The organism is Salinibacillus kushneri (assembly GCF_900111405.1).
Lineage (GTDB): Bacteria > Bacillota > Bacilli > Bacillales > Alkalibacillaceae > Salinibacillus > Salinibacillus kushneri.
In genome coordinates this window covers 118733-144096 of the sequence record NZ_FOHJ01000002.1, presented here as the reverse complement: position 1 = coordinate 144096, position 25364 = coordinate 118733, and the positions used below count along the sequence as shown (strand labels likewise).

At 37.9% G+C, this 25364-nt stretch carries 26 protein-coding genes, 2 pseudogenes and 1 riboswitch; of the genes and pseudogenes, 11 read left to right on the top strand and 17 right to left on the bottom strand.

The annotated features are described in order from the left end of the window. Positions 1–21: 21 nt before the first annotated feature. Entirely contained in the window at positions 22–1206 is a 1185-nt protein-coding gene (locus BMX63_RS03165; protein ID WP_177167158.1) for a glycosyltransferase, read from the bottom strand. Between the two features lie 180 nt (positions 1207–1386). Here BMX63_RS03165 and BMX63_RS03160 point away from each other — a divergent pair, with 180 nt between their 5' ends. Continuing rightward, positions 1387–2142, top strand: a complete 756-nt coding sequence (locus BMX63_RS03160; RefSeq protein ID WP_093131903.1) for an SDR family NAD(P)-dependent oxidoreductase — start codon at positions 1387–1389, stop codon at positions 2140–2142. Positions 2143–2175: 33 nt separating this feature from the next. Then, positions 2176–3144 (top strand): dTDP-glucose 4,6-dehydratase, encoded by a 969-nt coding sequence (locus BMX63_RS03155; protein ID WP_093131901.1) that lies wholly within the window; start codon positions 2176–2178, stop codon positions 3142–3144. Here BMX63_RS03155 and BMX63_RS03150 read toward each other — a convergent pair. Then, on the bottom strand, positions 3141–4376 hold the full coding sequence (locus BMX63_RS03150) for a glycosyltransferase (RefSeq protein WP_093131898.1): 1236 nt from the start codon (positions 4374–4376) through the stop codon (positions 3141–3143). The genes BMX63_RS03155 and BMX63_RS03150 overlap by 4 nt on opposite strands. A gap of 150 nt (positions 4377–4526) precedes the next feature. Between BMX63_RS03150 and wecB the strand changes: the two genes are divergently transcribed. Then, complete coding sequence (gene wecB / locus BMX63_RS03145) at positions 4527–5594, top strand: non-hydrolyzing UDP-N-acetylglucosamine 2-epimerase (RefSeq protein WP_093131896.1); 1068 nt, start codon at positions 4527–4529, stop codon at positions 5592–5594. Between the two features lie 54 nt (positions 5595–5648). Here wecB and BMX63_RS03140 read toward each other — a convergent pair whose 3' ends face one another. From BMX63_RS03140 to BMX63_RS03130, 3 genes are read right to left on the bottom strand one after another with little or no spacing between them, the layout of a single operon-like run. Next, positions 5649–6671 (bottom strand): D-glucuronyl C5-epimerase family protein, encoded by a 1023-nt coding sequence (locus tag BMX63_RS03140; protein WP_093131894.1) that lies wholly within the window; start codon positions 6669–6671, stop codon positions 5649–5651. Between the two features lie 35 nt (positions 6672–6706). Next, positions 6707–7387 (bottom strand): N-acetyltransferase, encoded by a 681-nt coding sequence (locus BMX63_RS03135; RefSeq protein ID WP_245732692.1) that lies wholly within the window; start codon positions 7385–7387, stop codon positions 6707–6709. A 17-nt stretch (positions 7388–7404) separates the two neighbouring features. Beyond that, the gene (locus BMX63_RS03130; protein WP_093131890.1) at positions 7405–8331 is read right to left on the bottom strand and encodes a glycosyltransferase; all 927 of its coding nucleotides are present in this window, start codon (positions 8329–8331) and stop codon (positions 7405–7407) included. Positions 8332–8474: 143 nt separating this feature from the next. On the opposite strand from BMX63_RS03130, the gene BMX63_RS03125 reads away from it, so the two are divergent. After that, positions 8475–9380, top strand: a complete 906-nt coding sequence (locus BMX63_RS03125) for a Gfo/Idh/MocA family protein (RefSeq protein WP_093131888.1) — start codon at positions 8475–8477, stop codon at positions 9378–9380. 319 nt (positions 9381–9699) lie between these two features. On the opposite strand, the gene BMX63_RS03120 is transcribed toward BMX63_RS03125, so the two are convergent. The 6 genes from BMX63_RS03120 to BMX63_RS03095 all read right to left on the bottom strand — a co-directional run bounded on the left by BMX63_RS03120 (position 9700) and on the right by BMX63_RS03095 (position 13846). Next, positions 9700–9915: a hypothetical protein gene (locus tag BMX63_RS03120; RefSeq protein WP_093131886.1), complete on the bottom strand. Its 216-nt coding sequence runs from the start codon at positions 9913–9915 to the stop codon at positions 9700–9702. Positions 9916–9931: 16 nt separating this feature from the next. After that, positions 9932–10309, bottom strand: a complete 378-nt coding sequence (locus BMX63_RS03115) for a DUF2642 domain-containing protein (protein ID WP_093131884.1) — start codon at positions 10307–10309, stop codon at positions 9932–9934. Positions 10310–10584: 275 nt separating this feature from the next. Next, a complete protein-coding gene (locus tag BMX63_RS03110; RefSeq protein ID WP_093131882.1) occupies positions 10585–10878 on the bottom strand; it encodes a hypothetical protein in 294 nt (97 codons plus the stop codon). A gap of 405 nt (positions 10879–11283) precedes the next feature. Further along, positions 11284–12231 carry an aldo/keto reductase gene (locus BMX63_RS03105; protein WP_093131880.1) on the bottom strand — a complete coding sequence of 316 codons (948 nt, stop codon included), beginning with the start codon at positions 12229–12231 and terminating at the stop codon, positions 11284–11286. Positions 12232–12301: 70 nt separating this feature from the next. Next, the gene (ribF, locus tag BMX63_RS03100) at positions 12302–13243 is read right to left on the bottom strand and encodes a riboflavin biosynthesis protein RibF (RefSeq protein WP_093131878.1); all 942 of its coding nucleotides are present in this window, start codon (positions 13241–13243) and stop codon (positions 12302–12304) included. 222 nt (positions 13244–13465) lie between these two features. Beyond that, positions 13466–13846: a DoxX family protein gene (locus tag BMX63_RS03095; protein ID WP_093131876.1), complete on the bottom strand. Its 381-nt coding sequence runs from the start codon at positions 13844–13846 to the stop codon at positions 13466–13468. A 276-nt stretch (positions 13847–14122) separates the two neighbouring features. After that, a riboswitch (SAM riboswitch) is annotated at positions 14123–14240 on the top strand. Between the two features lie 107 nt (positions 14241–14347). Here BMX63_RS03095 and BMX63_RS03090 point away from each other — a divergent pair. The 5 genes and pseudogenes from BMX63_RS03090 to BMX63_RS03070 all read left to right on the top strand — a co-directional run. Continuing rightward, positions 14348–15370, top strand: a complete 1023-nt coding sequence (locus BMX63_RS03090; protein WP_093131873.1) for a methionine ABC transporter ATP-binding protein — start codon at positions 14348–14350, stop codon at positions 15368–15370. Further along, a complete protein-coding gene (locus BMX63_RS03085) occupies positions 15360–16022 on the top strand; it encodes a methionine ABC transporter permease (RefSeq protein WP_093131871.1) in 663 nt (220 codons plus the stop codon). The genes BMX63_RS03090 and BMX63_RS03085 overlap by 11 nt, the downstream gene beginning before the upstream one ends. Positions 16023–16036: 14 nt before the next feature. Beyond that, positions 16037–16873, top strand: coding sequence for a MetQ/NlpA family ABC transporter substrate-binding protein (locus BMX63_RS03080; protein WP_093131869.1), 837 nt, complete (start codon positions 16037–16039; stop codon positions 16871–16873). A gap of 29 nt (positions 16874–16902) precedes the next feature. Beyond that, positions 16903–18114: a M20 family metallopeptidase gene (locus BMX63_RS03075; RefSeq protein ID WP_093131867.1), complete on the top strand. Its 1212-nt coding sequence runs from the start codon at positions 16903–16905 to the stop codon at positions 18112–18114. A gap of 240 nt (positions 18115–18354) precedes the next feature. Further along, positions 18355–18987 (top strand): annotated as a pseudogene (locus BMX63_RS03070) (DsbA family oxidoreductase); the annotation flags it as partial. Between the two features lie 152 nt (positions 18988–19139). Here BMX63_RS03070 and BMX63_RS18620 read toward each other — a convergent pair. Beyond that, positions 19140–19265: a hypothetical protein gene (locus BMX63_RS18620; protein ID WP_281242715.1), complete on the bottom strand. Its 126-nt coding sequence runs from the start codon at positions 19263–19265 to the stop codon at positions 19140–19142. 160 nt (positions 19266–19425) lie between these two features. On the opposite strand from BMX63_RS18620, the gene BMX63_RS03065 reads away from it, so the two are divergent. Together BMX63_RS03065 and BMX63_RS03060 are read left to right on the top strand one after the other, a co-directional pair. Further along, a complete protein-coding gene (locus BMX63_RS03065) occupies positions 19426–20637 on the top strand; it encodes an MFS transporter (RefSeq protein WP_093131863.1) in 1212 nt (403 codons plus the stop codon). A 318-nt stretch (positions 20638–20955) separates the two neighbouring features. Then, a complete protein-coding gene (locus BMX63_RS03060; protein WP_093131861.1) occupies positions 20956–21552 on the top strand; it encodes a class I SAM-dependent methyltransferase in 597 nt (198 codons plus the stop codon). A gap of 24 nt (positions 21553–21576) precedes the next feature. Here BMX63_RS03060 and BMX63_RS03055 read toward each other — a convergent pair whose 3' ends face one another. The 5 genes and pseudogenes from BMX63_RS03055 to BMX63_RS03035 form a co-directional block, all read right to left on the bottom strand. After that, positions 21577–21888 (bottom strand): DMT family transporter, encoded by a 312-nt coding sequence (locus BMX63_RS03055; protein ID WP_093131859.1) that lies wholly within the window; start codon positions 21886–21888, stop codon positions 21577–21579. Continuing rightward, entirely contained in the window at positions 21888–22229 is a 342-nt protein-coding gene (locus BMX63_RS03050) for a DMT family transporter (protein ID WP_093131857.1), read from the bottom strand. The genes BMX63_RS03055 and BMX63_RS03050 overlap by 1 nt, the downstream gene beginning before the upstream one ends. A 5-nt stretch (positions 22230–22234) precedes the next feature. After that, a complete protein-coding gene (locus tag BMX63_RS03045; RefSeq protein WP_177167157.1) occupies positions 22235–22822 on the bottom strand; it encodes a TetR/AcrR family transcriptional regulator in 588 nt (195 codons plus the stop codon). 243 nt (positions 22823–23065) lie between these two features. Continuing rightward, a pseudogene (locus tag BMX63_RS03040) lies at positions 23066–23816 on the bottom strand (3-hydroxybutyrate dehydrogenase). 82 nt (positions 23817–23898) lie between these two features. Beyond that, positions 23899–25359: a CoA-acylating methylmalonate-semialdehyde dehydrogenase gene (locus BMX63_RS03035; protein ID WP_093131853.1), complete on the bottom strand. Its 1461-nt coding sequence runs from the start codon at positions 25357–25359 to the stop codon at positions 23899–23901. Positions 25360–25364: the final 5 nt, after the last annotated feature.

The following is a 25364-nucleotide window of genomic DNA, read 5'->3' as shown; positions in this document are numbered from 1 at the left end:
CCCCTTTTTCATTCCTTACATCTAAGATAAGAGATAAGAAGTCTGATTGGATTCCAGGGATTGATATAGATTGATGAGTCGATTTTCCATATAACCCCAATTATAAATCTCTTTCACCGCTTTCTTAGCATTTTTCTTCATCTCTTTAAGCCTTACAGGATTCTGATAAAGATAAACAATGGCTTTTACATAATCCGCATACGAAGGATTCAATCGATTAATCACGATTCCACAATGATAGGTATTGATCAATCTCTCTATATCATTGCACATCCCAACGACAACAGGGATTCCATTATTCAAATAACTGAATAGTTTAAATGGCATAGCAAATGCATGATTAAGAGAGTTTGAAGCGTCTAAATCTATTAATCCAACATCAACATCAGACATATGGGAAGACAAGGATGAATATGGGACCCAACCAGCCTGTATGATACGATTTTGTAAATGATCAGGTACAGAAATCTTCTCTCCATATCGTGGCCCGCCAATCAGTTTACATTGAAAATCTATGACTTTACTGCATGAATCTGTAATCGCATAGATATTCTGTAGATTCCTATCAGTTAGATTGCCTTCATGACCCACAACAAAGCTGTTAGAATTTCCCGCTTTCAAAGAATCATTAGCTGTAGGATAGGGAGTGTTATAAATCGCTTCAACATTCAGTAAAGGATCAATCGATAAATACCATGCCTTTATGGAATCTGAAACGGTTATAATCGCATCTGCCTCTTTTATCCCCTCAAGCAATATCCTTTTCCATTGACGCCTCTCTCTGTCTTTTGAGGTGTATGAAAATGGATCCGGGGTTATTTGCCTGCTGTCGTAAATTAATTTTACATTCCTGCTTTTTAATGCCCGTTTGACTTCTTTACCGAAATAGAGTGAACTCAATTCGTGTATGTGGTAAATATCAGCTTTTTCCTTAACCCCCAATCGAAACAATGGATGCGCCTTGGGGTTGATTGATTTGCTGTTGTTTTCATAGGTTACAACCTTGATGCCTTCAAATTGAAATATTTTATCCCGAAACTGTTTAGTAAATGGAGTACCATCTATATCATACAAATACCTATTTTTTCGAGGTGCTATAATCGTAACCTCATATCCATTTTTCACTAGACTTTTTGCCTCTAGTTCAAATACTCGGGAATCCAAAAAAGGTAAATAACTTAAAAGCATGCACACTTTTTTCCCCACGCTCGCCCCTCCTCTTCCTAAATCAGAACAAAGTATGAACATTAAAATTCTATGATTCATAGAATTAAATAAATATGTTTCTCTAGGATTTATATGCAACAATCATTTTCGCTCGTTACTGCATTCACCTTATTTTTTATCTTTTCAACACATGAACTATACAAAAAGGGGAGATGAAGAATGGAATTAAATCTGAAGGAAAAAAACGTACTGGTCACAGGTGGAACCAGAGGAATTGGTAAAGCAATTGCCCATGCTTTTCTCCAAGAGGGAGCTTCTGTAGGTATTACGGCAAGAAATCAGGAGGAACTGACCAAAGCACAGAATGAATTAGGCGTTCAAACTTATCGAAAGGACCTGACCATTCCCGAACAAAGAGAAGAATTGATGGAAGCGTTTATTAAAAACTTCAGTTCAATAGATGTACTTGTTAATAATGCAGGCGCCAGTTATGGACAAGATGTATTACAGACACCCATAAGCAGCTTTGAACAAGCAATGGAGACCAATTACATCTCAGCTGTCCATCTAAGTCAATTAGCCGGTACAATGATGAAAAGACAACAGGATGGTGTCATTATCAACATTGCTTCCATTTTTGGTAAAGAAGCAGGAGGTGCTCCTGCCTACAATGCTTCAAAGGCAGCATTAATAAGTCATACGAAATCACTAAGTTCAGAATTGATAAAAGATCATATTCGTGTGGTTGGAATTGCTCCAGGGGCTACTTATCACCCCAATCAAATCTGGCAAAATCGGTTAAAAGAAGACCCAAAATACCTAAAAAAATATGCTGAAAATAAAATTCCTGCAGGACGTCTTGGAACAACAGATGAAATCGCAAATGTTGCTGTTTTTCTAGCATCTGAAAAGGCCTCATGGATAGTAGGGACAACTATTACCGTTGATGGGGGACAATCACGCCTGAATTTTTAAAATTTATATTACATTTAAAAGGAAGTGTTATTTTTGAATCAGCGATCACTTGATAACCGTAATGTTCTCGTTGTTGGAGGAGCGGGTTTTATTGGCAGTCATATCGTCGATAAATTTCTTGACGAAGAGGTCGTAAACCAGGTTATTATAATTGACAATCTTTTTACTGGAAAAAAGGAGAATGTAGAAGAAGCTATCGATAACGGAGCTGTTTTATATATTGATGATGCAGAAAATCAGGAGATTCTTCATTACATCATCAAGGAACATGACATTGATGTTGTAATGAATTGTGCAACGAAAGCATTAAACTATTCTTTTATCAATCCTGCACATGCATTCATGACCAATGTAACGGTGTTAAAAAATTTATTAGAGCTTCAGAGAAAAAAGGAATTTAAAACATTGTGTCACCTTTCATCTTCAGAAGCCTACGGATCAGCGCAGTATAAACCTATCGATGAACATCATCCACTCGCACCTGTTACGACCTATGCTGCTGGTAAAGCATCAGCAGATTTAATGCTTCAATCCTATGTACAAATGTTTGGCTTAGATGCATTTATCCTTCGTCCTTTCAACAATTATGGACCTAGACAGAATTTTGAAGGACAACTGGCTGGAGTCGTCCCAAGTACAATTAAAAAAATAATTAATGGAGATACACCGGAAATTCATGGAACAGGTCAACAGACAAGAGACTTCATTTACGTAGAGGATAACGTCAATCTTATCATGAAGGCATTTCCGATGGTTTCCCCAGGGTCTGTTGTAAATATCACAACAGACCAGCAGCTGTCCATTCAGCGTGTGGTTGAAACCATAGCTGACGTAATGGGGTACAAGAAGACGATAAGGAAGGTTCCTGGGCGCAGAGCAGATGTATCAAGTCATAGAGGATCAGCTAAGAAGTTAGAATCCATTATAGGTACATTTGAGGGCACCCCCTTTAAAAACGGAATTATAGCAACTGTTGAATGGGTAAAAAAAAGAATCACCTAAAATGTAAAAAATATTCCCTGTTGACCTGATAGGGTGTGATAAACATTCTGAAGACGCTTCTCCATCTTCTCCCAGCAATAGACTTCTTCCATGACTTTTCGGCCATTTAAACCCATATCCTTTAACAGGGATTTGTTTTGGGACAAATAAAGGATGGCCTCGGCATAATCTTTTGCTGTGGCATCCTTTTTATCGATGACCAATCCACATCTATGAGACCGTATAAAAACCTCCATTTCATGACACCGATTAACGACGACAGGAACTCCGTTATTCAAATAACTAAAAAATTTATTCGGCATAGCATAAGAACGATTTAGGGATTCTTTTATATCTTTATAGTCAATCCAGCCGATATCCACATCTTTCATATATTTCGAAATCAAATCATAATCCACCCAGCCTGTTTGTTTAATGTTATCACTTAAATGATCAGGAAATTTAAAGGAATCACCAAACCTTGTTCCGCCTATAATTTTAAATTGAAAATCTATGTGCTGAGAGCAAATTTCCGTTATCTCTATGATTTTATCTCTATTCCCTCTTTTGTTATCAATATTTCCTTCATAACAGGCAATCACTCGATTCCGATTCCTTTTGGGTGAATAATCCCGGGAAAGTGGAGGGGAGTTATAAATAACCTCTACAGGTAAAGCAGGCTTTTGGGAAATAAACCATGACTTTATAGAATGAGAAATGGTAATCACATAATCCACACTTTTCAGCATAACAAGAAGCTTTTCTTTCAAGTTCGCTTTTACATGATTGGAATTTTTTGTATCGAGGGGATCAGGTGTTAATTCATGACTATCATAAATGAGTTTCACATCTTTTTTTCTTTCTTTTAATATCCTTTTTACACCCACACCTGCAAAGAGCGATAAGTATTCATGCACATGATAAATATCTGCTTCCTGCTCAACTCCTAAAGTCGTCAGGGGGTTGGAAAAGCCTTGTTCCCATTGTGATTCAGGTGATAATACCTTGCTTAATAAAGGTCTGCTTTCCTCAAAGCTATACGTTACAAAGGTAATACCTTTATAAGTGAATGTTTTTTGCAGAAATTTATCTTTGATTGGGGTTCCATCTATGTCAAAAAGATATCCTTTCCTTCTCGGCACAACAATGGTCACATCATAGCCCATGTTCTTCAAACTCAAGGCTTCCCGCTTAAAGATTCTAGCATCTAAAAATGGATGTTCAGCGACCAGCATACATACCTTTTTGGCCATCATTCCTGCTCCTTCCTTATTCGTAATCCAATACCTTTTTCATTATATTAATGTTGATTATAAATCATGTTTCCTGATTAATCCTCATTATCAGGAGGAATGAAAAATAATGTCCAAAAAGGGAAATAAAAAAATAGAAAGGGGAATATAATGAAAATCTTAACAGTTGTAGGAGCACGTCCTCAATTTATTAAATCAAGTATGCTATCTAAAGCAGTCCAACCGGTTCAGGACATCACAGAGATAATCGTTCATACAGGTCAGCATTATGATGAAAAGATGTCCAACGTTTTTTTCAATCAATTAAAGCTGCCAAAACCAGACTATTATTTAGGGGTCGGTTCTTCGTCACACGGTAAGCAAACTGCTCAAATGCTTGAAGAATTAGAAACCATTATACAATCCGTTAAACCTGATGTTGTACTGGTTTATGGAGATACGAATACTACACTTGCGGGCAGTTTAGCAGCAGCAAAACTGCATATTCCCATCGCCCATGTAGAGGCAGGACTTCGAAGCTATAACAAAGAAATGCCGGAGGAGATTAACCGGCAAGTAACAGACCATCTGTCCAGCTGGCTCTTTTGCCCTACTGCTTCCGCTGTCGAAAACTTAGATAAAGAAGGAATCACAGAAGGTGTCTATATCACTGGAGATATTATGTATGATGCTGTTCTATATTTTAAAGATATTGCCTTTCAGCACTCTTCTATATTAGAAACCTTACATCTATCAAAAAAGGACTATTATTTGGTAACCATTCATCGTGCTGAAAATACGGATAATCCCGAGCGTTTGAAATCCATCCTTAAGACCTTGCAGCAATTAGAAAAAAACGTCATTTTCCCACTTCATCCACGGACAAAAAAGAAAATAGAACAGTTTAATTTAACAAATCTACTCTCCTATCCGATCAAGACTGTAGACCCTTTCGATTACTTTGATATGTTAACAATTACTTCACAAGCAAGAATGGTTTTAACTGATTCAGGCGGTTTGCAAAAGGAAGCTTATATGCTTCAGGTTCCTTGTATTACTCTAAGAGATGAAACCGAATGGACAGAAACCCTGCAATTCGGATGGAATCAATTAGCTGGCACTGACCAAAATAAAATCCTGAATCTTATCAATACCTTCCAGGTTCCAAACCAGTATCCACAAATATTTGGGTCCGGAAAAACAGCTGAGGAAATTTTAACGATATTAACAAAGAAGTAAATCAAGAAAAAAGCCAAAAGAGGAAAACACATCTTCACCTCTTTTGGCTTTTGTTCATTTTGCCCGTATTCCTTTTAAGTAATCCTTCCATCTTAATAAGATTGTCTTCATCTTTTGATCATTTTCAATGGAATATAAGGCAGACAGTAAATGAATATGTGTAATATGATACCCCCATTTTGCTACATTTGGATACCCTCCATCCGTAGTATAATGTGTTAAATCATAAGCCGTTCGGTTGCCTAAATCATATAAAGGAAGCATTCTTTTTAGCGTCACAATTCCCTGGTTATATAACCGTTGACATAATCGATTACCAGTTGCCTTGTATACATCATACAATCCAATCAGAGAATACATAAAACCATTCAAGATATAAGATGGAGGATTCGTTGGACATTCCTCATAAAAGGAAAATTTGTTTTCAAACTTCGCTAATACCCCTTGAGGTGCAGGGGTTCTAAATAGCTTCGTTGCCCGCAAAGCACAACTATTGTATTGCTCATCCTTTGTTAGATATGAGGCACGCGCCAAAACAGACATGGCCATTCCTAAACCAATAGAGGAATACCATGGTCTCTTTACTTCTAAATTCCTGCTGGGAAAATACGGAAGGTCAAAGGAATAGGCCCATCCTCCTCGAACATCCTGTTTGTCCAGAAACCATTTGGCTACATTTAAAAATTTATTTTTGCTTTGTGCATCATTATTTTTTAAATATAAACTATAATGCTGAAGACCATATTGAGCTATGGTTGAAGGATTATAGTATTCCCCAAACGAGTATACGGTCTTTGGAATACCAGAATAATCATAACGTACATTCCAGTTTTCCACGCTGTTTTTATCAAAGTGTAAATAATTCCCATGTGACTGATAACTTGATATTTCACTGAATCTTGCCTTTGTTACGTGAAGGTGTAGTTGCTGGTCTTTTTCCCTCCACTCTTTCTCAGCCTCATACCCTTGCTCAAGTAAAGAAATAGGGATGTAAAACTCATTTCCAATCTGTTTCCCCACTCCTTCTAAATGATCATGCATCACTACTTTAATATCCTTTATCTTGTTCGAGTCCAATTTCCTCACCTTCTTCAAGTAACATATACTTATAATTAAGAATGAATATCCTTAGAAGGAACTCCAGCAATCACTTTGTAATCGCCAACATCTTTTGTTACAACGGATCCCGCTCCTACAATTGTTTCCTGACCAATGATTATCCCCGGTAACAAAGAAGCATTATTGCCAATCTTAGCTCCTTTTTTAATGAATGGTCCTTCTAACTCATAGGGTTTTGCCCCCATATATTTATCATTGGACATGGATACACATGGACCAATAAACACATCATCCTCCAGGGTTGTGTCCCCGGTAATATAGGCTAACGTTTGAATGGTACAGGCTCTTCCAATAGTAGAATTCAGTTCAACTACAGCTGATCGGCCAACTACAGAAGTATTGCCAATCCTAACATTTTCACGAATACTCGCTTGATCACCAACAAAAACGTTTTGAGAAATCTGGGTTCCAGCATAAATCGATACTAAATGTCCTATACGCGTCCCTGATTCAATGATCAATTTGTCTTTCTTTTGCTCGGTTTTTCTCATTCGTGCACTGACATTTGGTTTGATTCCAAGTACACAATTGCTACCTATAGTGACGTTGTCTCCAATTTCAGTACCTTCTAATATCACGGTATTATGACCAATTACCACATTTTCACCGATTGTTACATTCTTTTCAAACACTGTGTTCTGCCCTACTTTGACACTTTCAGGAATGGTAGACAAACTATTTAGCTCCTTTCTTACGTTCTTCTTACGATATATTCTATTTTTTTAACGAGTTGTCGTGCTCGCACTTGAATAGAATGATGATTTCGTACAAATTGATATCCTTGTTCTGCAATTTTGATTCGTTCTTCCTCATTTTTAAGAAAATAGGCAGCCTTCTCTTTAAAATTATGCTTATGAATCGGCACAAAATGAACGTCTGGAACGAACCCAAGATCCTCTAATTCTTTAAAGGTCGGAGCCAGAAGAAGAGTCTTAGAGGCGAGTGCTTCAAAATATTTTAAGACTGGATAGTAATATACAGATGGTGAAGTAAACATAATCTTTGCACGATTTAATTCTTTGGCATACTGTTTCCCAATCATATACTGTTTCTCCTCTTCCTCCCTATATCTACGGTACCCAGGATGGCGGTGGTGGATAAAGCCCGGTTGCCCCTCATAGGCTTCCACAATTATTTGCCTTAGTGGGTAATCGTTATTAACTGCTCCTGTCATTAACAAAGGGATGTCTTTTTCTATTCCATAATCCCGAAACAGTTCAATATTGACACCGTGAGGAAACCACTTCATTTTCTTTCGATACTCTGGATAGGTTTCAATAAATTTATCTCGAACAACTGGGAACAAATAGGAAATTTGATTTTTATCCACATAATTTTTTCGAAGCTTTGTAAAACGATGTACATCATTAACAAATAACCCCGTAGGAATCTCAATATGTGCAAGCCCTCTAATTACTGGAGACATTCGTCTATCTATATCATTTAATATGAGAATAAAATCAGGGGCCATTTCTATTTTTTTGAGAATAGAGCGTATATGGCCTGATTTTCTCCATATCTTGATATTTACTATTTTCGAAAGCTCCTCTTCTAAATAGGAAAAGTTCTTATAAAGTAATCCGGATGTATCCTCTGCAATAAATAGGATATTTACCAATCGTTATGCTCCTCCCTCCCTATTAAAATCTATTAATTACAGGACTAGAGCCAATTTTAAATCTTTCATTATGGCAGTCTACCTCAATTCCTCGCTTATGCATAAGATATCATGTGCAATCATTTATAGAAGGAGAATTATTTATGAAAGTCGGTGTAATAGGAACAGGAAATATGGGGGAAAATCATGTTAAAACGTATTTATCTATGAGAGATCATTGCAAACTCGTTGGAATTTACGATCGTGACGAAGAAAAAACCCAAAGGATTGCTAAAAAGTATAAAGTAAAGAAATTTCAATCATTACCTAATCTCCTTGAATCTGTTGATGCAGTTAGTATCGCAGTACCGACTGAACTTCATTACGACATTGGCTTACTTTGTGTGAAACATCATGTCCACATGCTCATGGAAAAACCGATCACAGACACATTAGAAAACGCAGAACATTTAATCTCCGAAGCCTCACAAGCTGGTGTCAAACTACAGGTCGGACACATTGAACTTTTTAACCCACTTATTCAAATTCTTTCGCAGGAACTGAAAAATGAAAAAATAATTGGTGTAGACTTTCATAGAATGAGTCCGTATGATGAGAAAATAAAAGATGTCGATGTGGTAAAAGATTTAATGATTCATGATTTATATCTGGTACGTGAACTTCTTCAAGATGAAATGATAGACTTTTATACGTTGGGAAAAATCATCGAAAACACACCGAAGTACGCAACCGTTATCGCTAAATCCTCAAAAGGTGTCATTGCCCAATTAACGGCAAGCTTCAAATCCCAGAGAAAAATTAGGAGGATAAGTATTCTAACAGAAAATGCTTTAATTGAAGCGGATATCTTAGCTGGCAGGATTATACTATCCAATCATTATATTACCAAAACGATTGCCTTTGATAACGAAATTCAGCCATTGAAGCTTCAGTTAATTGACTTTATTGACTGTATTAAATCGGATAAAAATCCTTCTGTTTCAGGAGTAGATGGTTTGATAGCCTTACAAATAAGTCAAGAAATAAGCGAGGCCATTTATCAGCATTAATCCACGACTAGACACATCAATACCATTCAAAAATGATTGTATGTTACAAACTGGTAAATCATGACCAGTAGCCCTTATTTACAGGGATGTGAAAATTTCATAAATGATAGATAGAACAAAAGAGGGAGGCGCCAGTTTAGCAACATACGAAAATAAAGGAAGTCTCTCTGGTTGCTTTTCACTGGCGCTGAACTTGGTCATTCCGAAAATTTTATCGACAAAGCTTCCATATTATCACTCCCTACCATAAAAAGGCGACTCTATAAAGAGTCGCCTTTTTAGATCTATTTTTTCGTAAAAGATTTAATCTACTTCCTATTTATGCCGCTGCGGAAGTGAAGGTAATATAGTTAACGGCATCTAAGGACAGATAGATCTTATTATTTTGTCCATAACCACTCATTACATCAATAACCAGAATTAATTCACTGGTTACTGTTGCTAAGACTCCCTCAATTAAATTACTATCTGTCGCTACTTCTACTCTTGAACCTAAACGTGTCGCTAATTCCCCTGCAAAGGTATCTTGAAACATCCTACACACCCTCCTTTTATAATTCACTTACATATTCAATTTGATTAATTGGAACCAGCACTGTATCACCAGCACTATCAATAAGAGCAATATAATCATCTTCTACAGCAATCAAAGTTCCGGATACTGGACCAAAGGTTGTCGTAACCTCAACCGATTCATTAGTTAAATCTACTAGCACGTCTCTTATGGTTGCAGGAGTGTCTGCACCAGCATCATCGTCTCCATTAGCACCATCATTACCACCCAAGCTAACGTCCAAATCAAAATTAAAGTCTACTAAGTCAGATAAATTATTTTCAGTGGTTCCATTAGTATTATTTACGGGTAGATTTTGTAACATCATCTGATTAAACATCCGTAAGAGAGTTCTTTGTCTATCCGTTAAAGCCATTTATATCCTCCCTTTCTATAATAGATTTCACTTCACTATATGCAATATCCCCCTTCCTGTAAGGGCTATCGTATATAAACTATGTATAATTCCACTAGTATGATAGGAACAGTAGAATCAGAGCATCAGTCTATCAACGGGATTTACAGATTAAAAAGAAAGGAAAGGACAAGGATAGGATAAAAAAAGTCCATCATTTTAGAGAAATGATGGACGATGAACCTGTATGGCCTAAAGAAAACATTCTCTTCTACATACTGATAAAACGATGATTATTACGGTTGGACATCATTTTGATTGGCACTTATATTATTAATCGCTCTCTCCATTCGGTGCTGACTTTCTTCTACACGCATTTGGGCATCAAATAATGGCTCACCTGAACCCCCATTACCATTTATCGCCTTCCCTCGTGCTTCCTGTATTTGATCTTGTACCTTGCGTAATTGTTTTTGAATTCTTTTCATTTCTTCAGGATTGGCATCATTTACTGCTTGTTGAGCAGCGTTTTCCAATTGCTCAGACATTTCATGCAGCTTTTGAATTTCGTGGTCGTTTTGAATAGGCATTACACTTTCCTCCCTATATTTTGTCTAAGCTTAGTTTTTACGCAATAGCTTTAGCCTACTCATGTTAAACGACCTTTTTATAAGATTTGCTTTTGTATAATGTAAGGTGAGGTAAAGAGGAAAGTATACTCACTTTCAGTTGGGTTGCCAAAGGATTTAGGATAATACATAGGAGATTTAGATCTATATAGAAGGGAATATTTAATAACGAGGAACGGAAAGAAGTTTTTGAAACTTAAAAAATCCTGAGAGTGGAAGGGGCTGGGACAAAAGCGTTTTATCAAAAAATCCGAACGAAATAGAAATGATGGTTGGTGCACGCTCCGGAAATATATTTCGATAAAATCGTTCACTGTTTTCTTTTTGAATTGATTGTTTTTTGTTATGTCCCAGCCCAATTGACCACTACATTTCCTTTTCCCAGGCTCCTTTGATTTCGATACCTGTAGCTTTGGCTGATGACTCTAGGTCTTTCATTTCCTGGTTGGATAACTCAACATCAGCGGCTGCCACAGCTCCATCAACATGTCTGGATTTCGTAACACCTATAATCGGCACCGTTCCTTTTGCCATCGCCCATGCAACAGCAATTTGTGTAGGTTCTACACCGTGAGCTTCCCCGATTCTATTCATATCCTCTAATAAAGGAGTCAACTTTTCTAGGACTTCAACATTAAACGCCTCTCCTCTTCGTGTTCCAGGTGTAAATGGATTCTGCGGTGTATACTTTCCGGTCAATGCCCCTTGCTCCAACACCATGTATGAAAAGAAGACCACACCATTTTCATTGCACCAGTCAATAATACCCGCATCTTCTGAGGCACGATAAAGCAAACTATAATGGTTTTGTACAGCAGAAAGCTTTAAGCCTTCTTTTTCGAGAATCGAAGCAGCGAGCTTCGTTTCTTCTAAGTTGTGGTTGGAAACGCCAGCATGCTTGACCTTTCCCTTTTTCATCAAAGGAATTAGCTCATTGGTCCATTTTTCTACATCATTGGGATTATGTATCCAATAAATGTCCGCATAATTTACACCAAGCCGATTAAAGCTTTCGGTAATGGACTTTTCCATATCTTCCTGGGCGCCTGGAGTGAATTTTGTTGAGATTAACACATTGTCCGATTCCTTAATAAACTGCCCCAAAATGGTTTCAGAAGCACCCATGCCATAAACAGCAGCTGTATCCCACAAATGAAATCCAGCTTTCATCGCTGCTTCATACACAGGCTTTAAATCTTCATCGGTCAATTGATTACCAAAAACATCTTCTCCACTATTTGCACCACTTCCCCAGGACCAGGTTCCTAACGCGATAGGAGGTATCTGATCGTTTCTTAATTGAACATATTTCATAAAGAATTCCACCTTTCCTATGTTATTACAGCTCCTACTAAATTCGACAAAATTCGGGTGGTGACAGGCACTAAAAATGCCCCATCAGTCTCTCGCCTTCTATCTTATCTTTTTCCATTTGTTCTATTAGTTTATCTAAACTGTCAAAATTTAATTCCTCTCGCATAAAACGTAAAAAGGAGATGGATACAGTCTGGTTATACAAATCACCAGAAAAATTCAGAAGGTGAGCTTCAATCAGATACCCTTCTCCATTAACTGTTGGGCGATATCCCGTACTTATAAGGGTATCCCAATAGTCTATTATCCCTTCTTTCTTATGTATGCCAACCATCCCTAAATAAACACCTGGTTTAGGCTCTACATAATTTTCCATTTCACCAAGATTAATGGTAGGAAACCCTAGCTTGCGCCCCATTTTTTCACCATGAATCACCGTTCCTGTAATCGTAAATGGACGTCCTAGTAAAGCATGTACAGGTTCCATGAGACCTTTTTTAATATAACCCCGAATGGTTTGACTGCTGATTTTGGTGCCGTTTACTTTTACTTGAGGAACAGTCGTTATCTCAATATTCCGCTTTGCACATAAATCCAGAAACTTTTCCATATGAAAAGATTCGTCAAAACCAAAACGAAAACCTTCACCGAAAATCAATCGCTTTATGTTTAACCGAGCAAGATAGTTAAAAACCCATTCCTCTAAAGGATACTTCACATCCCCCTGTGTGTGGTTTATTTGATAATACTTTTCTACACCAAATTGTTCCAGTAAATGAAGTCGATCTCTATCTGGTGTCATTCTTTTTTCAAAATCCGGGTTCTGATTTCGAATCCAAAGGGGATGATCAGAAAGGCTCATCACAGCCAGGGTTTCATCAGCCGTCTTCTGCTTCTTTGATGTTTGCAGGATATGCTGATGTCCCTTATGAACACCATCAAACTGACCAAGTACAAGTGTTAAGGGGGTTGAATCATGTGGCCGTGTTTCTGTTAGATCAATTATTTCCATTTGCAGCGCTCTCCTTTATTACGTTCATCATACGTTTAGCTGGGTAAAAATGACTATGTAAGATTATATTCCCATACTGAAAATCAGAAATAGACCTTAAAGAAATTTTATCCCTTAATGGCATTCAAATCAAAATAATTGCTTTACAAAGGGAGGCAAAAACAAAAACCACATTTCCCCGTGTTAAACCCCCATAAAAAAACAGGGGGAATATCCCCTGTTTTATAGAGTCCAGGACCAGTCCTGAATTTGTAATAGCATTAATAGTGCAGCTGCTAGTGCAATATTTTTCATAAATTGAGTCTGTTCCCCCATTTTTTGCATGGGATCCTCAAATACCCAATAATTGTGGAACGTGGTTGCTGCTATGATTAGAAAAATAACAAGCAGTAATACACCAATTCCAACAAACATACCAGTTAAAATCGTTAATCCGCCAATAATCAAAATAAGACCAGAAAGTGATGCACATGCACCAGGCAGAGGGAGATTTTTTTGTTCGCAAGCCTGTTTCATGCCTTGATAATTTTTAAGATGATTAAATCCTGTCATAAGAAAATAAATCCCCAAAATCAAACGTCCAATCAGCCAAAATAATCCCATTTTATTTTACTCCTTTCTTGATGTTTATTTGAAAATACTATAGTTTTACTTAAAGTATTGAGAATCGCATCATATCGTAGTACATGAATCAGATTATTGTCAAGAAGGCTTTTTGCCCATGCGAAAGGATTCAGGATGAAAGTCTTCTCCTCTTTCATTTGATCATTTACACCAGGGACTTTTTACACACTTTTCAAAAAATCATTGACATATAATTGTCCTTTCTCGTATGATTATTTTAAAATTATTTAACAATAAAATATTTTGAAATTGTACTTCTTATCAAGAGAGGTGGAGGGATACGGCCCTTTGAAGCCTCGGCAGCGGGTTTCAGTAAAAGCTGAAACACTGTGCCAAATCCGACAAGCCATACAATTGGCTTGAAAGATAAGAAGAGCGCGGTTGTTTTTACATATTGACTCTAACCCCTCTTCTTATCGAAGAGGGGTTTTCTTTATCTACATGGAAACGATGATGAACAGCTATCGGGGAGGGTCACGCATGATTGAGCTTAAGAATGTATCAAAAGTATTTGAATCAGGTGAAAAGCAGGTTACCGCGGTTCAGGACGTCAATTTAACCGTGGAAAAAGGAGATATATACGGAGTAATCGGCTTTAGCGGGGCTGGAAAAAGTACGTTATTACGCTGCGTTAACCTCTTAGAAAAGCCAACCACTGGTAAGGTAGTCGTAAATGGAAGAGACTTAACCGCCATATCCAGTACTAAGTTGCGCGAAGCACGCAAAAAAATCAGTATGGTCTTTCAACACTTTAACCTGTTGGAGTCAAAGAAAGTCTACGATAATATTGCGTTTCCATTACGACTGGCAGGAGAAGATAAACCAACAATCAAAAACCGGGTAGATCAGCTGCTTGAATTTGTTGGACTTAGTGAACAGGCAGAAAAATATCCTGACCAATTATCCGGCGGGCAAAAACAGCGAGTAGGAATCGCGCGGGCTTTGGCTACTTCACCTGACATTTTATTATGTGATGAAGCAACGTCTGCACTTGATCCACAGACAACAGCTTCTATTCTGGAGCTCTTAAAACGGATTAATCGTGAATACAAAATTACCATTTTAATTATTACACATGAAATGCAGGTGATACGCGATGTCTGTCAAAAAGTCGCTGTGATGGAGAATGGAAAAATTATAGAGCAGGGAAGTATTTTTGACGTATTTTCTAATCCACAAACCAAAACGGCACAAAACTTTGTCAGCTCCGTGATGAATGACCGAATTCCAAAATCCATTCTACATTTATTAGAAAATGATTCTAGACATATCTACCGAGTAACGTTTGTCGGTGATTCCACCGGGTATCCATTGTTATCCCAGGTCGCCAAACGATTCCATGTTGAAGTGAATGTACTTCACGGACAGATTACTGAACTTCAGGATATCCCGTTCGGTAACCTCATCATTGAACTACAGGGAAAAGAAGATGAAATCAGGCGGGCTCAGCTATATATCAATCAGTCCGTCCAGCTTCAGGAGGTGCTAGCAGATGCAAATTAATTGGGATACATTTTGGTTAGAAATCTTACAGGCAACCGCCGATACATTTATTATGGTCGGCGCAGCCTTACTTTTTGCCGGAATTATCGGGCTTCCTTTAGGTATTGCTGTCGTTGTGACAAGACCAGGACACCTGTTAGAAAACAAATATATCTTTAACATTCTAAATCCTATTATTAATATCTTTCGTTCAGTCCCTTTTATTATTTTGCTCGTTGCCATTATTCCATTTACGAGATTTGTTGTAGGAACATCTATCGGAACAACAGCGGCCATAGTTCCATTAATTATTTATGCCGCTCCTTACATTGGGCGCCTGGTGGAAAATAGCTTGCTGGAGATTGATCCAGGTGTGATTGAGGCTGCTGAATCAATGGGCGCAACACCGAATCAAATCATTTTTCGCGTACTCGTCCCTGAAGCTCTTAGTTCACTTGTCTTAAATTTCACGATTGCAACGATTGGTCTGGTCGGAGCCTCCGCCATGGCTGGAGTCGTTGGCGGCGGTGGATTAGGTGATTTGGCCATTGCCTATGGTTATCAGCGATTTGAAACAGAAGTGATGATTGTGACGGTTGTTTTACTGGTTATAATCGTTCAATCCATCCAATCCATTGGTAACCGTCTATCCCATATTATTAGAAGAAGATAAAGGAGCGATTAACCATGAAAAAGTTTTTATCATTAATCCTAGTATTTTTATCTGTTTTAATTGTCATTTCCGGCTGTGGAAATTCATCAAGTGCCAGTAATTCCAAAGAAGAAGTCGTAAAAGTCGGTATGAACGCTTCCGGTGTTCCTATTTGGGAATATGTGAAGGAAAAAGCTGCTGGGGAAGGAATTAAGGTAGAACTGGTTGAGTTTTCTGATTATGTCCGCCCTAATTTAGCCTTATCAAATGGCGAAATTGACATGAACGCTTTCCAAACGGTTTCTTACTTTGATTCCTTTATAGAAGAGCGTAATCTAGATCTTGAACCAATTGCGACCACGCTCATTGCACCAATGGGACTCTATTCCGATAAATACGAAAATCCAGCAGATATCCCGGACGGAGCCACCATCGCATTACCGCAGGAAGCAACGAACATGGGGCGCGCATTGCTTTTACTGCAATCAGCTGGTCTCATCACGTTACCGGAAGACTTTGATGGAAATGGCGATTTAAAATCGATTCAAAGCAATCCTAAAGAATTAAAATTTGAGCCTGTTGTCGCAGCCCAGACTCCACGTGTATTGCCGGATGTTGACGCATCTGTAATTAATAACGGTGTTGCCGTTGAGGCAGGCTTCACTCCCGTTGAAGACGCTATTTTCATAGAAGATGATACTGCAACGCCATATATTAATATTTTGGCTGTTCAAACTGAAGATGCCGACGATCCAACCCTGCAAAAACTTGCGGAAATTTACCAAAGCGAAGATGTTGCAGAACATATTAAGGAAGTTTTTGATAACTCTCTTATTCCTACCTTTGTTCCTCTAAAGGAAATTGGATGGTAGGCTTCAACTAAAAATAAAGGAGTGAGAGCATGGCAACCAAAGTCACAAAAAACAAATTAAATGAAGATATTATTTCTCAAATCAATCAACTGACTAATCATTATATATCCATTAGTCATCGAATTCACGCCAACCCTGAAATCGGAAACGAAGAGAAGTTTGCTTCAGGGCTGTTAAGCCGTACTCTTGAGAAAAATCATTTTACAGTTGAACGTGAAGTAGCAGGACATGAAACCGCCTTTATTGCTAAATACGATTCCGGTCACAAAGGTCCAACAATTGGATTTTTAGCGGAGTATGATGCCCTCCCTGGTCTCGGTCACGCCTGTGGACATAATATTATTGGCACGGCCAGTGTTGCCGCTGCTATTGCGTTATCCCAAGTGATTGAACAAACGGGTGGAGGTGTAGTAGTACTTGGTACACCTGCCGAAGAAGGCGGACCTAATGGAAGTGCGAAAGGAAGCTTTGTAAAGCACGGTTTACTCGAAGGCATTGATGCGTGTATGATGGTACACCCCTTTGCTAAATCTGCTGTCACAGGACCGTCTTTAGCCGTTGACCCATTAGATTTTGAATTTCACGGAAAATCAGCCCATGCCGCCTCCTCTCCTGAGGAAGGGATTAACGCTCTGGATGGAGTCATTCAACTATTTAACGGCATTAATGCATTACGCCAGCATGTTACAGATGACGTTAGAATTCACGGAATTATTACCGATGGAGGAAAAGCTCCAAATATTGTGCCGGACTATGCAAAGGCAAGGTTCTTTATCCGGGCGAACACCCGACAAACCTGTGCTCGGGTTACTCAGAAGGTTAAACGAATTGCTGAAGGTGCCGCTCTATCTACAGGGACTGAGGTAAATGTGATTCAGTTTCAAAACGAAGTCGATCACTTTGTCCTGAATAGACGATTTGATCAAGTATATGTTGATAAAATTCACGAGCTGGGTGAAACAATTGATACGGAAAACAGCAAAGGGCTTGGTTCTACTGATGCCGGAAATATCAGTAATGTTGTCCCAACGATTCATCCTTATATTAAAATTGGCCCTGATACATTAGTAAACCATACTCCTGAATTTCGTAAGGCAGCGAACTCTGAGGAAGGCGACCGTGCCTTGATAGCTGGTGCCAAAGCTCTTGCTCTTACAGGATTTGAACTTTTAACTAATGAAGAAACTCTTAAGGAAATAAAAGATGAATTTCATCACCGAATCGAAGCGCAAAAAAGTTAAAGAAAATGAATTCATAAATGGTTGCTACCGCTTTAAACTGGTTACACTTAGGTGGTAGCAGCCATTTTTATGTATAGCAGGAATTTTGATTACTCCCCTATTTTTAATCTTGTCCTGAATCTTACATTTCCCCCAGACGAATGCCAGACGTTTTAATCATACAGATAGCATAAGAATTGTTCGTTTAACACCCCATCCCTATGCTACAATAACGATAAACTTATGAATGAGGTGTTTATTTTGAAAATTGAGGTATGGTCAGATTTTGTTTGTCCGTTTTGTTATATCGGAAAGCGACGTTTAGAAATGGCGCTCGACCAATTTCCACATAGTGATGAAATCGAAGTAGAGTTCAGAAGTTTTGAACTGGATCCCAATGCACCAAAATATGCAGAAGAAGGCATTTATGATTCCTTAGCTCTCAAGTTTGGATCCAGTATCGAGCAAGTAAAAGAGATGAATAAAGGAATCATTCAGCAAGCTGCTGATATCGGGCTTACCTATAACTATGATAATATGAAGCCAACCAATACGTTTGATGCGCATCGCCTGGCAAAGTACGCCAAGACGCAAGGCAAGGAAAAAGAGCTCATAGAAAATTTCCTGCACGGCTATTTTACGGAAAACAAAAATGTAGGTGACATCGACACAATCGCTGACATTGCAGAAGATTCAGGGATAGACCGGGATCAGGCATTAGAAGTATTAAATGATGAAACGGCCTATGCAGGTGATGTAAGAGAAGATGAACAAATGGCACAACAGATGGGAGCGAGTGGTGTTCCATTCTTTGTCATCAACCGAAAATACTCGCTTTCCGGTGCACAGCCATTAGATACCTTTAAAGAAGCGCTGGAAAAGGTATGGAAAGAATAGTCAGGAACACGTTCATGGTTCCAGGAACAAAAGCCGAAAGTCCCCCTTTAGCGACGTACGGACTGGACTAAAGCTGCAGGTGATAAAGCAAACACGACGAACCGATTCGTGTCGATGTTGATTCATCCTACGGGATTTAGGTAGTAGCACTAGTCGTTGGAGCCGGAACTGGACGTGGCCCATCCTGAATTTTTATCCACTTGAGCTTTCTTTTTATCATTCTCCTTATTGTAAAAAACAGGATTAGCCTCCTGTTTTTTACTTTGGATCTTCATTTACCAACACTGAAGGGAAAATAGGTTAATCCCCTCTGCACCAGTATTCACAACTCATCCATTACCTTACTCGTACTAGACACACTTCTAATATTTTTGATAAGCTATTAAAGTTACACATCCATGGAAACAAAATATAATGAATTAAGGTGATCGATTCGTGAATCAATTAAAAGCTAAATTATGGACAAAGGATTTTATCATTGTCTCATCAGCCAACTTTTTCTTATACTTAGTCTTTTATTTATTATTGGTAACAATGGCTGTCTACGCAGTAGAGGAATTTGCCGCTTCTGAAAGCCAGGGTGGACTAGTCACTGGGGTTTTTATTATTGGAACACTAATCGGGCGGCTGTTTCTTGGACGTATGATTTCGAAAATTGGTAACAAAAGAATGTTATATTCTGGGCTAATCTTTTTTATTTTGACTTCCTTATTATATTTCATAGATACAGGCATTACTTTTCTGCTTATTACCCGTTTATTACATGGAATTGCATTAGGGATGGCGAGTACAGCAACAGGAACGATTGTCGCTGGTGTTATCCCTGAAGAGCGAAAAGGGGAAGGAATCGGGTATTACAGTATGAGCATTACATTGGCCACGGCTATTGGTCCGTTTATTGGTCTTTTTATGAGTGAGCACACGACTTATCAAGTCATCTTTAGTTTTTGCCTCGTGTTAGGAATCATTAGCTTACTCATAGCATTCTTTTTAAACGTACCAGAAGGGAAAAAGAAAGCACAACCGAATAACTCAAATAAATGGAGCCTTTCCAGCTTTATTGAACCAAAAGCATTACCTATTGCACTCGTTGTGCTAATCATATCGCTAGGTTACTCTAGTGTTCTATCATTTATTAATTTCTATGCGATTGAAATTGATCTGGTCGAAATAGCCAGTTTATTCTTTGTTGTTTATGCAGTAGCGATCTTGGTATCGCGCCCCTTTACTGGACGCTTAATGGACTTAAAAGGGGCCAATTCTGTAATGTATCCGGCTTTTATTCTTTTTGGATGCGGATTACTTCTATTAAGTACAGCTGAAAATAGTATCGTCCTATTACTAGCAGGGGTTCTGATTGGTCTTGGATTTGGGAATATGCAATCCATCACGCAGGCTATCGCCGTTCAAGTTACCCCTTCTCATCGGGTAGGGCTGGCAACATCCACCTACTATATATCTCTAGATGCAGGACTTGGATTTGGACCGTATTTGCTTGGAATGATTATCCCATTCACCGGATATCGTCACTTATACATCATTATGGGCTTGCTTGTGCTTGCCACTATTGTACTCTACTTTTTCATGCATGGGAAAAAGGAAAAATCCGTTTGGGAAAGTATGGATTCTACGGTGTCATCAAGTTAATATAAGATTTTGAAGTTAATGTAAGGGAAAATAGAATGAACAATCTTATAACCTGATAAATCATGTCACTAGAAAATAGAAAATGCCCAGAGTTTAAAAATCTGGGCATTTTCAGTATCTTCTACAGCTATTAATCTCTCCCTATTCAATTTAGAAAAAACGGGTCTTCCCTCGTCTTTATGGAAAGAAATAAACCTTTTCGGTCAGATTATCCACTATACCAGTGGTTTGAAGGGAGAGAATCGTACCTTTAGGTTTTGATTTTTGCTATAATGGCCACTATATAACCTGAAATTTTAATGACTAGGAGAATGGAATATGGAAAATAACGTTTTTGAACAGATGGCAAAAAGATATGATACAGAAGAAAGAATGGAATTAGCTAAAGTGATCGTTAACGAAGTAAGACCAGCATTACGAAATAGTAAATCCAAATCTTTATTAGACTATGGGAGTGGTACCGGTCTCATTAGTTTAGAATTATCCGATTTAGTAGATTCTATTTTGTTGGTAGATTCATCAAAACAAATGTTGGATGTTGCAAAAGCTAAAATTTCCCGCAAAGGAATGACCAACTTAAACGTGCTTTGTTCAGATTTTACTCAAGAAACTCCTGAACGTAAGGCAGACATCGTTTTAATGTCACTAGTCCTTCTTCATATTCCAGATACTAAAAAAATTTTACAAGAATTGTTCAACATTTTAAATAGTGGTGGCAAGCTAATTATTATTGATTTTGACAAAAACGATAAAATAAACCATCCGAAAGTTCATAACGGTTTTTCGCATGAAGAACTGAGAAAAGGATTATCCGAAATTGGATTTAAATCCATTGAAATTAAGACCTTCTATCATGGGAAACGTATTTTTATGAATCAAGATGCCTCAATGTTTATATCCAGTAGTCTAAAGTGATTAATTTCCTGCTAAAGTACACATCTATGAAATAAGCTTCAGACCAACTGCTGAAGAAAGAATCATAGCAATAAATAATAGTCGTTTCCATTCTCTCGGTTCTCCGTAAAGGATCATTCCCATTACAGTTGACCCTACAGTCCCGATTCCAGTCCATACACCATAAACGGTAGCCATTGATAGTGTTTGCATAGCATAGGCTAAAAGTGTCAAACTCAAACCAAAGGTAACTATGAGAACAATTAATGCATCCCACTTTTTCATAGCTAATCGTTTTAAATTCAAAACGCCAGTAACTTCACAAATTCCCGCTATAACAATTGCTAACCATGCCATTATGCTGCCCCCTTTGTATCTGAAGGCTCATTTGAGACTTGCTTTAATCCAATAACACCTATTAGAAGTATACCGATTAATACTACTTTTAATAGATTAAAAGGCTCCCCGAACACCATTATCTCCACTAAAACCGTACCAGCTGTTCCAAGACCGGCAAAAACCGTGTAAAGAGTTCCAACATGAAGGTACTTTGCAGAGATCGGTAAGAGGATAAAAGTAATGATTATTGCGATTATAGTTAAACTCCATTCGAAAAGGTTGTCTGCATGCTTAAGGCCCGCCACCCAGAACACTTCAAACAGAGCTGAGAATAATACATATAGCCAATATTTGTTCATCTTGATCACTCCTTCTCAACTGCTGCAATCCCCTGCCAATAAATCGGGAATGATACATTTACCCGTTCAAAGAATTTATTTTTTCCGGTAAACAGGAGTTCAATAATCACTCCATCTACTAAGGTTATATAAGCCAAAGCCGCTTGGTGAATATTCACACCAATAAATTCACCCTTATTCTTGTGAAATGTCATGAGCTTCCCTAAAGCCCTTTGCATACCATCAATAAATGAATTAACGATTTCCGAAACCTTATCCCGTAAATTCCACGGCGGAAAAAAACACATTCTTAATAAAAGCTTGGTCGTATCGGATTGATTGAACCCCTCTTCTATAAAAGCAAAAAAATCCTGTAATTTCGTTTTAATTGGCTTTTGTTTAGAGGATTGGAAATATATCAGAATTTTTCTTCGTTCATATTGAAAAACATATCTGACAACCGTAAGAAACAAATCATCCTTTCCCTTGTAATGAGAATAAATGGATGCCTTTTTAATTCCTACTTCTTTGGCAATTTCATTTAGTGAAGATCCCTCATAACCATGCTTTGCGAAATGAGACAGAGCAATATTACGTATTTTTATAGCACTCATCATTCCACCTACCTATCGTTCGGTTGCTTTATTAATTCTCTCATTTTTACGACTAATTTTCAATATCCAGTAAAAATTTTCATCAGATGGGTAATCCCCTAATAAACCCATTAAAGGATTGATTCTTTATCGCAAAAAGGAAAAGGCCTTAATATACAAACACCTGTATATTAAGGCCTTTTCCTTACATTCACGTCTTTAAGAAAGGATCATATCCATTCAAATCCTAAAGCAATGCTTAATCTACTGCGCAGTATACCCACCATCCAAAGTAACGGCCTGACCAGTCACGCCTTTTGCCTTATCACTTGCCAAAAAGAATGTATAATCCACAACTTCCCTCACATCAAGTAAACGTTTTTGTGGTATTAAAGGAAACAATACTTCCTCCAGCACCTTTTCTAATGGAACATTTCGATTTTTAGCAATCTCTTCAAATTGTCCACGAACTAATGGTGTATCTACATATCCAGGACACAATGCATTTACGGTAATACCATGCTCTGCTGTTTCTAATGCAGTAACCTTTGTTAAACCAATAACACCATGTTTAGCACTATTATAAGCAGCTTTCCCAGATAGAAGAAATGTTTATGATTCGACCCCACCCTTCTTTTTTCATTGTTGGTAAAACATACTTTGACGCTACAAATGGTGCCACAAGCATTACTTGAATCATTTCTTCAAATTTATCAGCAGGAAAATCTTCTACTGAGGCAACGTGTTGTAAACCAGCATTATTAATTAAAACATCAATTTTTCCATATTGTTCTATCGTCTTATCTATCGCTATTTTTAATTCATCTTCTTTGGATACATCACATTGGAGTCCAATACAATCATAATCATTTATTACTTCTAAAGCTTTATTTAGCCTGTTTTCATTTATATCGATAAAAGCAACTTTGGCACCCTCACGTAAAAAGTCAACTCCGATTTCATAACCAATTCCACTGGCTGCACCTGTAATTAATACAACTTTATCAGAAACCACACTAAATTCCTCCCTATTAAAATGATGGTATTTTTGGAATGAAAAAGATGGAGGTTATATCCTCCATCTTTTTCGCGAATCCCTACACCCAGCGAGATGTAATCACTTTTTGACGTGTATAAAATGCAAGACCATCTTTTCCATTTGCATGCAAGTCGCCATAAAATGAATCTTTCCAGCCAGAGAATGGAAAGAAAGCCATGGGTGCAGGAACACCAATATTAACACCGAGCATACCCGCATCAATATTTTCACGAAATTGACGTACGGCTCCTCCGTCTCTAGTGAATATGCAGGATCCATTGGCGAAACGTGATTGATTAGTTACTGTTATGGCTTCATTTAAGTTCTTAACGCGTACAATTGATAATACTGGGGCAAAAATTTCATCCTGCCAAATTTTCATATCTGTAGTAACATTGTCAAAAATTGTTGGTCCTACAAAATATCCTTTACTTTGTGCACTTTGATCGTTCCGTCCATCCCTAGCGAGTTTAGCACCCTCTTGTTCACCCGTTTCAATATAATTTAGTGTACGCTCCTTGTGCTGTTCACGAATAACGGGACCAAGGAATACATCATTATCTAAACCGTTTCCAATTTTCACATCATTAGCCTTTTGAATCAGCTGTTCAACGAATGAATCTGCAATAGACTCTTCAACTGCTACTACAGATGCAGCCATACAACGTTCACCCGCTGAACCAAATGCTGCATTTAATATTTGGGTTGTGGAATGATCAAGGTTCGCATCTTTTAGAACAATCGAGTGATTTTTTGCACCAGCTAGTGCCTGAACGCGTTTTAAATTTTCTGTTCCTCGTTTATAAACATATTCAGCTACAGGTTGTGAACCAACAAATGAAATACCTTCGACACCGTTATCGTCAAGAAGTCCATTAACCACATCGTGAGCACCATGGACGATGTTAAACACACCTTTGGGAAGTCCTGCTTCTTCCAATAATTCAGCCAAATAATTAGCAAGTAATGGGGTTCGTTCAGATGGCTTCAATATAAAAGTATTTCCAGTTACAATAGCCATCGGAAACATCCAGCAGGGTACCATCATGGGAAAGTTAAATGGTGTTATGCCTCCAATAACACCTATTGGATAGCGATAAACTCCCGATTCAAGGCCTGAAGATATAGAGGACAACTGTTCACCCATCATTAGTGATGGAGCACCAGCAGCAAATTCCACATTTTCAATTCCCCTTTGGACTTCCCCTTGTGCTTCTTTGAATGGTTTCCCATTTTCGATGGTTATTAATTCTGCTAATCTATCCCCATTTTCGACTAATAATTGCTGATATTTAAACAATATTCGAGCTCGTTTTGGAACAGGTACCTCTTTCCAGGTTTCAAAAGCTTCTTGAGCGATTTCCACAGCATAATCCACGTCTTCTTTTGCTGAAATAGGTACATAAGCAATTATTTCTTCCGTAGCTGGATTAAATAAGGCTTCTTTTTTGTCTGATTTAGATTCTATCCAAGAACCACCAATATAATTTTTTAGAGTCTCCACTTTTGTTTGTGTCATGTTAA

Excerpts from the sequence above, each read along its gene's own strand:
- BMX63_RS03160 (WP_093131903.1), top strand. The coding sequence starts at position 1,387 with ATGGAATTAAATCTGAAGGAAAAAAACGTACTGGTCACAGGTGGAACC.
- BMX63_RS03150 (WP_093131898.1), bottom strand. The coding sequence starts at position 4,376 with ATGGCCAAAAAGGTATGTATGCTGGTCGCTGAACATCCATTTTTAGAT.
- wecB (WP_093131896.1), top strand. The coding sequence starts at position 4,527 with ATGAAAATCTTAACAGTTGTAGGAGCACGTCCTCAATTTATTAAATCA.
- BMX63_RS03125 (WP_093131888.1), top strand. The coding sequence starts at position 8,475 with ATGAAAGTCGGTGTAATAGGAACAGGAAATATGGGGGAAAATCATGTT.
- BMX63_RS03120 (WP_093131886.1), bottom strand. The coding sequence starts at position 9,915 with ATGTTTCAAGATACCTTTGCAGGGGAATTAGCGACACGTTTAGGTTCA.
- BMX63_RS03115 (WP_093131884.1), bottom strand. The coding sequence starts at position 10,309 with ATGGCTTTAACGGATAGACAAAGAACTCTCTTACGGATGTTTAATCAG.
- BMX63_RS03110 (WP_093131882.1), bottom strand. The coding sequence starts at position 10,878 with ATGCCTATTCAAAACGACCACGAAATTCAAAAGCTGCATGAAATGTCT.
- BMX63_RS03105 (WP_093131880.1), bottom strand. The coding sequence starts at position 12,231 with ATGAAATATGTTCAATTAAGAAACGATCAGATACCTCCTATCGCGTTA.
- ribF (WP_093131878.1), bottom strand. The coding sequence starts at position 13,243 with ATGGAAATAATTGATCTAACAGAAACACGGCCACATGATTCAACCCCC.
- BMX63_RS03095 (WP_093131876.1), bottom strand. The coding sequence starts at position 13,846 with ATGGGATTATTTTGGCTGATTGGACGTTTGATTTTGGGGATTTATTTT.
- BMX63_RS03090 (WP_093131873.1), top strand. The coding sequence starts at position 14,348 with ATGATTGAGCTTAAGAATGTATCAAAAGTATTTGAATCAGGTGAAAAG.
- BMX63_RS03085 (WP_093131871.1), top strand. The coding sequence starts at position 15,360 with ATGCAAATTAATTGGGATACATTTTGGTTAGAAATCTTACAGGCAACC.
- BMX63_RS03080 (WP_093131869.1), top strand. The coding sequence starts at position 16,037 with ATGAAAAAGTTTTTATCATTAATCCTAGTATTTTTATCTGTTTTAATT.
- BMX63_RS03075 (WP_093131867.1), top strand. The coding sequence starts at position 16,903 with ATGGCAACCAAAGTCACAAAAAACAAATTAAATGAAGATATTATTTCT.
- BMX63_RS18620 (WP_281242715.1), bottom strand. The coding sequence starts at position 19,265 with ATGAAGATCCAAAGTAAAAAACAGGAGGCTAATCCTGTTTTTTACAAT.
- BMX63_RS03060 (WP_093131861.1), top strand. The coding sequence starts at position 20,956 with ATGGAAAATAACGTTTTTGAACAGATGGCAAAAAGATATGATACAGAA.
- BMX63_RS03055 (WP_093131859.1), bottom strand. The coding sequence starts at position 21,888 with ATGGCATGGTTAGCAATTGTTATAGCGGGAATTTGTGAAGTTACTGGC.
- BMX63_RS03050 (WP_093131857.1), bottom strand. The coding sequence starts at position 22,229 with ATGAACAAATATTGGCTATATGTATTATTCTCAGCTCTGTTTGAAGTG.
- BMX63_RS03045 (WP_177167157.1), bottom strand. The coding sequence starts at position 22,822 with ATGAGTGCTATAAAAATACGTAATATTGCTCTGTCTCATTTCGCAAAG.
- BMX63_RS03035 (WP_093131853.1), bottom strand. The coding sequence starts at position 25,359 with ATGACACAAACAAAAGTGGAGACTCTAAAAAATTATATTGGTGGTTCT.